Here is a 9,336-nt window from a genome sequence, read left to right as displayed (position 1 = left end):
GCGACTGCGACTGCGACGGACGGGACCCGCCCGTAGCCACCTCGGCCCGATCGCCGCCCGGTCCTGGGCGAGTCGGCCGAGCGCCCCGCGGGCGGACCCGGACCAGCAGGAACACCGGAGCCGCGACGAGCACCGCACCGGCGGCGCCCAGCAACGGAACGGACGGCGGCCAGGTGCCGGCAACCGCCGGGCCCACCAGCCGGGCGTCCATCGGACGGGAAGCCCCGGACGGCCGTTCCGGCAGCGCGAGTCCCGTCTCCATCCCGACGTCGACCACCGGAGCGTCAAACCTTCAGCAATGGCAGCAGATCGGCCAGCCGCTTGTCGCCGACTCCGGTCACCTCCGCGAGCTGCTCGGGCGACCGGAAGGGCCCGTGCGCCGTGCGCCACTCGACGATGCGGCGAGCCAGCACGGGCCCCACCCTGGGCAGACCGTCAAGCTGCTCGGCGGTCGCGGCGTTCAGGTCGATCGGACCGGTCGCCGCGGTGGAACCGGCGGCGCTCGCGGTGCTCCCGCCGACGGGCCCGAGGCCGGTACCTGCGGGTTGCCCAGGCGGCGCCGGGCCGGGCCTGCCATCGACGAGGACCTGTTCCCCGTCGACCAACATCCGGGCCAGGGCAAGGCCGGTCGTGTCGGTGCCCGGGATCGCTCCCCCAGCGCGTTCGATCGCATCCACCACACGCGCGCCCGCCGGGAGCCGGACGACACCCGGCCGGGCCACCCGGCCGGCGACGTCGACCACCACCTCGCCGCTCGCCCCGGTGCGGGCGGCCCTGGTCGTCGGTGCCGAGGCCACGTTCGTATCCGTGGCGGAGGTGGGACCGGTGGCCCCGTGGTCCGAGTGGTCCGACCGGGCGTTGCCAGCCGCCGCCGACTCCCCCGTCCGGAGGGTACCGACCTCGGAGGAGGCGAGCGGTACCGGGCGGTGCTGCCAGGAGAACCAGGCGGTCATGAGCGCGGCGGCGAGGGCGACCAACGCGAGAACGAGGGCGGCCTGGGCTGCCGGCGCCACCATGATGCCATGCAGCGTAGCTGGAAGCCGCCTGCGGATGACGCCAACCAGATCGCCCCGCGGAACTCCCGGCGCCGTCCGGCCGGCCGATGGCCCGCGATCAGGTCCCCGGCCGCCTTCGTCCTCGCCATCGTCCATCTCGCGCCCCGGACGGGGGTGGACTAGATGGGGGTGGAACGGGCGGGGATGGAGCAGGCGGCGCCGATCCGTTCGACCGGCGACCGGCCGACCAAGATCAGCTCCGTCCGCCGCAAGCTCGTCCGCGGCCCATCCGTCGGCGGCCCGGTCCTCATCGAGGAACACGCCCTCGCGAATCCCGACCAGGTCGGACTCGTCGCCACCGATCTCCTGCTCGTCTTTGGTGAACGTGGCGTCGCGAACGCGGCGGGATCCACCAGCCGAGCCGTCTACTGGTGGGTCCGGCGGACGCAGCGGCACGGTGGCGTCGTCCGACGGCAGCAGGTCCAGCGATGGCCATCGCGATGAAACGGACGGTTCAGACGGAAATGCGCGGACGGGGAAGCGCGGCGGCGGGGCCGGCGGCGGGTACCCGGGACCAGGGGTGGATTCGACCATGGCTGGACCGTAGATCGATCACGGCGGCTCCCGCTCCGCTTGCCGCCGTCCTGTGGACAGCCGCCCGTCGTCCACAGCCCCCGCCCAGTGGCCTGCCGGGGTCCCGGTTCTGTCGCAGCCATGGGCTCGGCGGTAAGGTCCGCTCGACACTGATTGTGGGAGCACCACTGGGAGGTGCGCCGATGCGCGTGACTGTCGACTACGACCGCTGCGCGAGCAGCGGAACCTGTGTCCGTCTCGTCCCGGACGTGTTCGAGATCCGCGACGACGGCTTCCTCTACCTCCTCGACGAGGAACCCGACGACGCCAGGTGGGACAACATCCAGGAGGCTGTCGACTCCTGCCCAACCGAGGCGATCAGTGTCTCCGATAGCTGATCACGGCGTGGCGGTCGGTCCGACTCCCTGGAGGGCACGCCTCCGAAACGGATCCGACCGCTCGAACCCTCCACGGCGCACCAACCCCGCCGGCAGCCGGCCGGGAGTATGAGTCGCGGTAGCGGCTCACCAGAACCGGGTAGAGACCTTCTGACGAGAGCGGCCCGCGCATTTCCGGGCGGAGCCCCGACCCGGGGAGGTGCCTCGATGGCCACGATCTACCGGCAGCACCGACGTCAGCAAGCCCCCAGCGCGCTGTGGCCGGCGTTGCTCCTGCTCGGTGCGGCGGTCACCGTGCTGGGACTTCTACTGATCACGAACCCCTTCGCGACCGCCGGCACACTGGCGGTCCTCGCCGGAGTGGCACTCGTGCTCTCCGGCATCAGCGAGACGATCGCCGCGGTCCGGTCAGAGAACACCGCGGGGACTGCCCTGTTTGGGATCATGCTTGCGGTCGGCGGCGTCATCGTGCTGCTGTGGCCGGGAGCCACCCTCCGAGTCGTCGCGCTGCTCGTCGGCGCGATACTGATCATCACCGGGGTCGTCCGGGCCCTGGTGACCTGGGCGAGCAGATCCTCGCACGGGACCGGTCGCGGCATCGCCGGTCCACTCATCCTGGCCGCGCTCAGTATCGTCCTCGGCGTACTGGCGCTGACCTGGCCGGGAGCGACGATCATGGCACTAGCGGTGATCTTCGGAATCCAACTGATCGTCACCGGCGTCACCGAGATCGCGCTCGGGCTCGCGCTTCGCCCGCGCGGTCACTCCTGACCTCCGGCGACCATCCGTTCTCCGGATTTCCGGCGGATCAACCCGCGATTGCCGAGCGCGCCCGCCGGGTCACCCGCCTCCCGGCCCGGCGGCAGTGCCTTTGCCCGGGGCATTGACGGGGGTATCAACCGGGTCGATACCGAACAACGACAGATCGACGGTGCCGCCCACCCTCGCGGACGAACCGGCACCACCGCCGACGGAACCACCGGACCGCTCCGGGTCCACCGCGAGAGCCGCCCGCCCGCCCGCCTGCGCGACGGCCGCGGCGACCACCGGATCGATCTCGACGGGATCGATGAGATGACGACCCTTGTTCCGGACACTGCCCACCTCGGCTGCGACCGGATGCGCCGCGACCACCCCGGCCGGCGCCGGCCACAGCAGCGAGGCGAACGCGGCGGGATCGCGGACCGAGGGATCCATCCAGCGATCCCAGGCGGCCTCGGGCAGGATCACCGGCGAGCGGTCGTGCAGGAACTCCAGCCCCGCGGCGGCTCCGGTCGTGAGGATCGTGAAGGTCACCAGCGGGGCCTCACCCCGGCGCCAGACCTCGTAGAGACCCGCGAACGCGAAGATCCCGCCGGTTGCGGGATGGCCCGCGGGACGGATGTAGAAGGGTTGCCCCCGCCGCGAGCCGCCACCCGGATGGAACCACTCGTAGAACCCGGTCGCCGGGACGAGGCAGCGCCGTGCGGCGAAGGCCGACCGGAACGCCGGCTTGGTCGCCGCCGTCTCCGACCGCGCATTGATCATCTTTGCGCCGATCGTCCGGTCCTTGGCCCAGGACGGCACCAGCCCCCAGGTCGCGAGGCGAAGGACCCGCTCGGTCCGGCCGGCCGGAGGCGGCTTCCCGGCCGGAGGGAGGTGCGCCTCACCCCGAAGAGCGCCGTCCGGGAACTCACGCGGCTCGGCGACGACGATCGGCATCGTCGAGGTGGGCGCCACGTTGTAGTTCTCCGTCACCGCGCCGGCAGTCTCGTCGTGAGCGGACATCGCCGCGGCGAGGTCGTCGGTCTTCAGCTTCTGGGTGTACCGACCGCACATGGCGCCAGTGTGGCACCCGGGTCCGACAGGTCGCAGGTTCCGCGCGGAGGTCGCCCGAACGCGAGGGTCGCCCGAACGCGAAAGTCACCCGAACGCGAAAGTCACCCGAACAGCGCGGCGAGGCCACCGGCCAGCGCGCCGAGATTGACCAGGCCGAAGAACCCGACCCAGAGCGTCGGGGGCAGTCCGGTCAGCCGTGCGAGCTGATCCGGATCGGAATCCCCGGCCCGGCGCCGACGGCGCCCCCGCTGCACCTCGATCACCGGGCGGATCGCGCCCAGCAGCAGGAAGCACGCAATGTACGCGGCGAATCCGGCGCGCACGCTCTGCGGCGCGAACCAGGAGACCGCCAGGATTCCCGCGGTACTCCCCAGCACGGACAGGGCCCCGAAACCGTTGCGGATCACGAGCAGCATCGCCAGCAGCAGCGCCACGCACAACTGCAGTAGCAGACTCGTCCGGCCGGTGGCCAGCAGGCCCGCAGCTCCGAGACCGAGCAGGGACGGTGCCGTGTAGCCGGCGGCGACGGTCACGACGACACCCGCACCGGTCGGCCGCCCGGAGGACACGGTCACTCCGGAGGTGTCCGAATGCAGCCGAACGCCAGCCAGGCGGCGCCCGGTCGCGACCGCGGCCAGGGCATGTCCACCTTCGTGTGCAATTGTTATCACATGTCTAGATATCGGCCATAGGCGGTCGCTGAGTACCGTCAGGGCCGCCAGAATCGCGGCAACGACGAGCACCCACTGCGGCGGCGCCGGCTGCGCCGCGATGCCCCGGCGCAGAATCTCCATTTCCGTTCTCCCTCCCTCATCCGCGCGGTTGGTCCCGCTCCTCCACAGACGTCTGATACGAACATCATCGATCCTGCCCCCCGCCCGCACGCGACGTCGCCTTCCGGTGAAACCGGACCGCGGTATCGCCGGACATCCACGACGACCGGTGTCAGGGGGTGGGGGTAAGGTCGTGTCGCATTCGGCACACCGGTGAGACCGCGAGGAACATCGAGGAGTGGCCCGTCGTGGCGGAGTACGTCTACCGGCCGGTGGTCAGCATGGTGCGGGGACTTTTCGGCGCACTGCGCCTGCGTCTTGACATCCAGGGCACGGAGAACATCCCGGCATCGGGGGGCGGCATCGTCCTGATCAATCACGTCTCGTACCTGGACTTCGCGCTCGCGGGTCTGCCGTTCTGGATCGCGGAGCGTCGGCTGGTCCGGTTCATGGCCAAGAAGGCAGTCTTCGACCACCGGATCAGCGGGCCGCTCATGCGCGGCATGCACCACATCCCGGTCGACCGGGAGGCCGGCGCGGCGTCTCTGCGCCACGCCCTCGACGCACTGCGAGCCGGGGAACTCGTGGGCGTCTTCCCCGAGGCGACGATCAGTCCGAGTTACTGTCTGGCGACATTCAAGACCGGGGCGGCCCGGATGGCCGCTCACACGAAGGTGCCGGTGATCCCGGTGATTCTCTGGGGCAGCCAGCGCATTTTCACCAAGGGACGGCCCTTCAGCCTGCGGGACGCGATCGGCGTCCGCGTCTCGATCACGGTAGGCAGGCCCGTCCAGCTCACGGAACTGGGTAAGGGCCGCGACGGCACGGCGCTGCTGGAGAAGGTGATGAACGAGCTGCTCGACGATGCGCAGCGCCGCTACCCGCGGCCCGCGCCGGGCGAGCCGGACTGGTGGCTGCCCGCGCATCTCGGTGGCTCGGCTCCTCCTCGGCCGGCCGATCAGGACGCCGCCGCCAAGCAGAGCACCTCCGAGGAATCCGGCCAGAGCTGACAGATCCCCGTCGGAACCCTTGCCGACCGGCGATCCCGCGGACGACTCTGCGCGGTTACCGTGCGTTCTTCGAGGAAGTGCTCACCCACGAGCACCGCCCCGGGACGGAGGCCCGTCGGCCTCGGTACCGGACGGCGGCCGGTACCGGGTCAGCAGAGCGGCCCGGCGCGCGGGGTGCAGGTTCGCCCGGGTGACGTCCCCGCCGTAATGCTCGACAACGCGGTCGTCCATCAGCCGAAACCACACCGGCGGGAGATACGCCGCGAGCAGGAGCGTAGCGTACCCCGCCGGTAGCTGGGGAGAGGCCTCGAAGGACCGCAGTGCCTGGTAGCGCCGGGTCGGGTTGGCGTGGTGGTCGCTGTGTCGCTGCAACTGATAGAGCGCCAGATTGCTGATCACGGCATCGCTGTTCCAGCTGTGCCGGGGGTCGACCTTCTCATAACGCCCGCTCGGGGTCAGCTCCCGGGCCAGGCCGTAGTGCTCGATGTAGTTGACCCCCTCCAGCAAGGTGAACCCGAAGGCCGCCTGGGCGACGAGGAAGACGAGCACGGCCGGCCCGAACGCGACGGCCAGTGTCGCGAACAACACTGCGGTGAGCAACCAGCCGAGCACGACCTCGTTGCGCACCGACCAGATCCGTCGGCCGCGCAACCGCAGCCGGGCGGCCTCCAGCGACCAGGCGGAACGCAGACTACCGACGACGGTCCGCGGCCAGAACCGCCAGAAGCTCTCCCCCAACCGGGCACTCGCCGGGTCCGCCGCCGTCGCTACCCGCACGTGATGGCCCCGGTTGTGCTCTACGGAGAAGTGACCGTACGCGGTCGGCGCCAGCATCAACCTCGCCAACCACCGCTCGAAAATCCCTCGCTTGTGGCGGAGCTCGTGCGCGGTGGTGATGCCCACCCCGGTCACGGTGCCGACCGACACCACCACTCCGATCCGGGCGGACCACGACAGGTCGCCGTTCGCCCAGGCCGAGGCGCCCAGCACCAGGCCGACGCCCGCCAGCGGCAGGTAGAGATACGTGCACCGGCGGTAGTAACGGTCGGCCTCCAGCGCGGCCCGGATCTCCTCCGGTGGATTGACCGGATCCGGCGGTGTGGTCATGTCGAGCAGCGGAACCAGGACGAAGACGAAGAGCGGGGTGATCCACCAGTACAGCCCGACACCCGTTCGATGCCACAGTCCGTATCCCACGATGGCCAGCAACGGGACGATGATCGCGGTGAGCCACATGTACCGCTTGCCGTCCCGCCAGGCGAAGCCGCCGGACGCGGTGAGGACAGGTGCCGCCATCGGTACCTCCGATTTGCCGGCTGGACCGCCGACCGCGCCGACCGCCACCACGGGGCGAAAACCCCTGACGGCGCACCACAACTGGACAGTGAGCCTGCCACGTGTCATATACGCTGACAACAGAACGCCGGTCACATCGAGGAGCAAGACCCGTGCAAACAGGTGGCGTGACGCCGTCGCCCGCGGGCCGGCGGTCCCGTTCGATGACCGACTCGCCCCCCTGGATCGGCGGGGTGATGGTCGGCACCCTGCTGCTGTCCGCCGTTGTTCTGATCACGTACACGCTGCTTCCCCTGCCCGGCCAGGAACGGCTGGGTGCGGGCAACTACGTCCTCGCCGCCGTGCTGTTCGCCGCCAACATCCTGCTGCCCCGGCTACTGCGACGGCACCGGCGCCGCCGGACCCACCGGCCGTGATCCATCCGCGCACCGGTCCCCGCCCCAGGCCGGCCGCGTGGCCTGTCCCACGTCCGGCGCATCCCGGCGCCTTCCGGGAACCCCGGCTGCCACGATGGCCGAATGTCCGCACTGATCGTGCTCCTCGTCGGCCTGGTGGCGGGCATCGGGGTCCGGCACCGCGGACGACTGCCCGCGGATACCGCCCATGTGATCAACATCTGGCTGCTGGACGTGGCCCTGCCCGCTCTGACGCTGCGCGCCATGCACGGCATCGTCTTCCCGCCGAACCTCGCGCTCGTCATCGCCGCGCCCTATCTGCTCTTCGTCCTGACGACGGCCGGCTACGTGCTGGCCGGACGAGCGTTGCGGATGCCGCGGGAGGTCGTCGTCGCCCTGATCGCCACAACCGCAGTGGCGAACACAAGCTTCGTCGGCCTCCCGATGGTGACCGCCTTCTTCGGCGCGTCGTCGGTCCCGGTCGCCGTGCTTGTGGATCAGCTCGGTTCCTTCCTGCTGCTGAACACGGTGGTCCTCGGGACGGTCACGATCAGTGCCGGCGCATCGCTTTCCCGCGCCGAGCTCGCCCGTCGGGTCTTCACCGCTCCGGCGCTGATCGCCCTGGTAGCCGCGCTCGTCCTGCGGCCGGTGACGTTCCCGGACTGGCTGAACGCCGCACTGGGGTCGCTTGGTGGCACCCTCACCCCACTCGCCCTGTTCTCCATCGGTCTGCAACTCCAGGTGCGTGCGGTCCGGGTGTGGTGGCGAGAGCTGGCCCTCGGCCTCGGCATCAAGCTGGTCGCCGCGCCCGCGCTCGTGGTGGGGATCTACGCACTGACGGGGACCGTCAGAGATCATGACGTGCGGGTGGCCCTCTTCGAGGTGGCGATGCCCCCGATGGTCGCCGGCGCACTCATCGCCGCCCGTCACGAACTCGCGGCACCGTTGCCAAGCCTGCTGGTGGGAGTCGGGGTTCCGCTATCGTTCGTGAGCCTGGCGGTCTGGGCGCTACTCCTCGGGGCCTGAGGAGGTGGGGGCCTGAGTCGTGCTCGTCCTCCAGTGGAGTCACCGCTGCGGCGGGCGCCCGGCGTGCTGATCACAGCCTACGTGGGCGGGTTGACCATGCGTGCGGCGCACCGGGCGGCACCTCCCACGCGGGCGCGCCGTCGGCGCACGGGGCGAGATGTGTGTCCGCGATGGCGGAGAAATCGCCGAAGAACTTGATTTCCAGCCGCTCGCGGCGGACACCCCCCTTACCGTCCGGCGCGAGACGCAAAAAGTACAGCACGTTCGTACCTCCGGCAGCCGGCCGGTCATGCGGGTTGTAGCCGCCACCGTCCCAGTGGAACTCGGCCCGGGTCCGCAACACCCAGCGCAGTCCCTCGATGATGACCGGATTTGGGTCCGGGAGCCGCATCGCGAAGTGCCGCTCGAGCTCGAACACGCGTTCCTGTTCGATGAGCCCGGCCGGTAGCCCAAGTGTCCGCCGGAGCATGAAGATCTCCAACGTGCGGTCCGCGCCCGCACTGGACCGCAGCGCGGCGTGGGTGAGACGCACGTCGAGCAGCTCCGCGCGCACCGCGTAGCGCTCGGCCAGCCGGGCCTTCACGATGACGCTGGGCACCAGCGTGCTCGGCCGCACGCCAAGAGCGGGCAACGCCGCGAGCGCGGCCTCGAAGTCGTCCACGGCGATCAGCAGCGCCGCGTGGTCCAGGACACAGTACCGTGCCACCAGATCAACGAGGGCCGCCGCCTCGTCGAGGCCGTCGAACAGGCCGGCGAGGAGACCCTCGGTGTGCAACGCGCGCAGCGGCGCGCACACGGCCTCAATCCGGCGCACGTCGATGGCGTCCAGACCGCTGCCAGGCCGTCCGAGGTCGGTATGCCCCGGTGAGGCCGTGAATCCCTGCGCTTCGATCATCCCGTGTCACCTTCCGCCGCGCGGATGTGCCTGACGACCGGACACACCACGCCGGTTCGGTCCAGTCCGGCTCCTGCTCGGTCGAGTCCGGCCACCTTAGGCCGCTGGGCCCGGCCACCACGGCAGATCCGACCCCGGAGCATTCCTAGCAGCCTAG

12 protein-coding genes are annotated in these 9,336 nt (G+C 70.6%); 6 read left to right on the top strand and 6 right to left on the bottom strand.

Features of this window, described 5'->3' with window-relative positions; all coding sequences use genetic code 11:
* A partial coding sequence (locus ACY5KJ_RS12715; RefSeq protein ID WP_462203422.1) for a hypothetical protein occupies nucleotides 1-277 on the bottom strand: 277 nt, incomplete at its 3' end.
* Between the two features lie 7 nt (nucleotides 278-284).
* The gene (locus ACY5KJ_RS12710) at nucleotides 285-1,016 is read right to left on the bottom strand and encodes a helix-hairpin-helix domain-containing protein (RefSeq protein WP_462188264.1); all 732 of its coding nucleotides are present in this window, start codon (nucleotides 1,014-1,016) and stop codon (nucleotides 285-287) included.
* Between the two features lie 162 nt (nucleotides 1,017-1,178).
* Between ACY5KJ_RS12710 and ACY5KJ_RS12705 the strand changes: the two genes are divergently transcribed.
* The 3 genes from ACY5KJ_RS12705 (at nucleotide 1,179) to ACY5KJ_RS12695 (ending at nucleotide 2,737) form a co-directional block, all read left to right on the top strand.
* A complete protein-coding gene (locus ACY5KJ_RS12705) occupies nucleotides 1,179-1,499 on the top strand; it encodes a hypothetical protein (protein WP_462188266.1) in 321 nt (106 codons plus the stop codon).
* Nucleotides 1,500-1,771: 272 nt separating this feature from the next.
* On the top strand, nucleotides 1,772-1,966 hold the full coding sequence (locus tag ACY5KJ_RS12700) for a ferredoxin (RefSeq protein WP_462188267.1): 195 nt from the start codon (nucleotides 1,772-1,774) through the stop codon (nucleotides 1,964-1,966).
* A gap of 207 nt (nucleotides 1,967-2,173) precedes the next feature.
* Nucleotides 2,174-2,737, top strand: coding sequence for an HdeD family acid-resistance protein (locus tag ACY5KJ_RS12695; RefSeq protein WP_462188268.1), 564 nt, complete (start codon nucleotides 2,174-2,176; stop codon nucleotides 2,735-2,737).
* Between the two features lie 69 nt (nucleotides 2,738-2,806).
* Here ACY5KJ_RS12695 and ACY5KJ_RS12690 read toward each other — a convergent pair whose 3' ends face one another.
* Both ACY5KJ_RS12690 and ACY5KJ_RS12685 read right to left on the bottom strand, forming a co-directional pair.
* The gene (locus ACY5KJ_RS12690) at nucleotides 2,807-3,784 is read right to left on the bottom strand and encodes an SOS response-associated peptidase (RefSeq protein ID WP_462188269.1); all 978 of its coding nucleotides are present in this window, start codon (nucleotides 3,782-3,784) and stop codon (nucleotides 2,807-2,809) included.
* Between the two features lie 101 nt (nucleotides 3,785-3,885).
* Nucleotides 3,886-4,578, bottom strand: coding sequence for a M50 family metallopeptidase (locus ACY5KJ_RS12685; protein ID WP_462188270.1), 693 nt, complete (start codon nucleotides 4,576-4,578; stop codon nucleotides 3,886-3,888).
* Between the two features lie 227 nt (nucleotides 4,579-4,805).
* Here ACY5KJ_RS12685 and ACY5KJ_RS12680 point away from each other — a divergent pair, with 227 nt between their 5' ends.
* On the top strand, nucleotides 4,806-5,567 hold the full coding sequence (locus ACY5KJ_RS12680; protein WP_462203421.1) for a lysophospholipid acyltransferase family protein: 762 nt from the start codon (nucleotides 4,806-4,808) through the stop codon (nucleotides 5,565-5,567).
* An 81-nt stretch (nucleotides 5,568-5,648) separates the two neighbouring features.
* On the opposite strand, the gene ACY5KJ_RS12675 is transcribed toward ACY5KJ_RS12680, so the two are convergent.
* Nucleotides 5,649-6,863, bottom strand: a complete 1,215-nt coding sequence (locus ACY5KJ_RS12675) for an alkane 1-monooxygenase (protein WP_462188272.1) — start codon at nucleotides 6,861-6,863, stop codon at nucleotides 5,649-5,651.
* Nucleotides 6,864-7,066: 203 nt separating this feature from the next.
* Here ACY5KJ_RS12675 and ACY5KJ_RS12670 point away from each other — a divergent pair, with 203 nt between their 5' ends.
* Both ACY5KJ_RS12670 and ACY5KJ_RS12665 read left to right on the top strand, forming a co-directional pair.
* Nucleotides 7,067-7,279 (top strand): hypothetical protein, encoded by a 213-nt coding sequence (locus ACY5KJ_RS12670; RefSeq protein ID WP_462188273.1) that lies wholly within the window; start codon nucleotides 7,067-7,069, stop codon nucleotides 7,277-7,279.
* A gap of 102 nt (nucleotides 7,280-7,381) precedes the next feature.
* Nucleotides 7,382-8,284 carry an AEC family transporter gene (locus ACY5KJ_RS12665; protein WP_462188274.1) on the top strand — a complete coding sequence of 301 codons (903 nt, stop codon included), beginning with the start codon at nucleotides 7,382-7,384 and terminating at the stop codon, nucleotides 8,282-8,284.
* Nucleotides 8,285-8,354: 70 nt separating this feature from the next.
* Here the strand turns inward: ACY5KJ_RS12665 and ACY5KJ_RS12660 are convergent, their stop codons facing one another.
* Nucleotides 8,355-9,179, bottom strand: coding sequence for a hypothetical protein (locus ACY5KJ_RS12660; protein ID WP_462188275.1), 825 nt, complete (start codon nucleotides 9,177-9,179; stop codon nucleotides 8,355-8,357).
* Between the last annotated feature and the right edge of the window lie 157 nt (nucleotides 9,180-9,336).

The sequence above is a fragment of the Frankia sp. CcWB3 genome (assembly GCF_977927595.1).
Note: the sequence above shows the minus strand (reverse complement) of the source record. Positions and strands in the feature narration are given on the sequence as shown.

Coding starts and splice junctions, on each gene's coding strand:
- ACY5KJ_RS12685 (WP_462188270.1), bottom strand. CDS start 4,578: ATGGAGATTCTGCGCCGGGGCATCGCGGCGCAGCCGGCGCCGCCGCAG.
- ACY5KJ_RS12700 (WP_462188267.1), top strand. CDS start 1,772: ATGCGCGTGACTGTCGACTACGACCGCTGCGCGAGCAGCGGAACCTGT.
- ACY5KJ_RS12670 (WP_462188273.1), top strand. CDS start 7,067: ATGACCGACTCGCCCCCCTGGATCGGCGGGGTGATGGTCGGCACCCTG.
- ACY5KJ_RS12705 (WP_462188266.1), top strand. CDS start 1,179: ATGGGGGTGGAACGGGCGGGGATGGAGCAGGCGGCGCCGATCCGTTCG.
- ACY5KJ_RS12660 (WP_462188275.1), bottom strand. CDS start 9,179: ATGATCGAAGCGCAGGGATTCACGGCCTCACCGGGGCATACCGACCTC.
- ACY5KJ_RS12690 (WP_462188269.1), bottom strand. CDS start 3,784: ATGTGCGGTCGGTACACCCAGAAGCTGAAGACCGACGACCTCGCCGCG.
- ACY5KJ_RS12675 (WP_462188272.1), bottom strand. CDS start 6,863: ATGGCGGCACCTGTCCTCACCGCGTCCGGCGGCTTCGCCTGGCGGGAC.
- ACY5KJ_RS12665 (WP_462188274.1), top strand. CDS start 7,382: ATGTCCGCACTGATCGTGCTCCTCGTCGGCCTGGTGGCGGGCATCGGG.
- ACY5KJ_RS12695 (WP_462188268.1), top strand. CDS start 2,174: ATGGCCACGATCTACCGGCAGCACCGACGTCAGCAAGCCCCCAGCGCG.
- ACY5KJ_RS12710 (WP_462188264.1), bottom strand. CDS start 1,016: ATGGTGGCGCCGGCAGCCCAGGCCGCCCTCGTTCTCGCGTTGGTCGCC.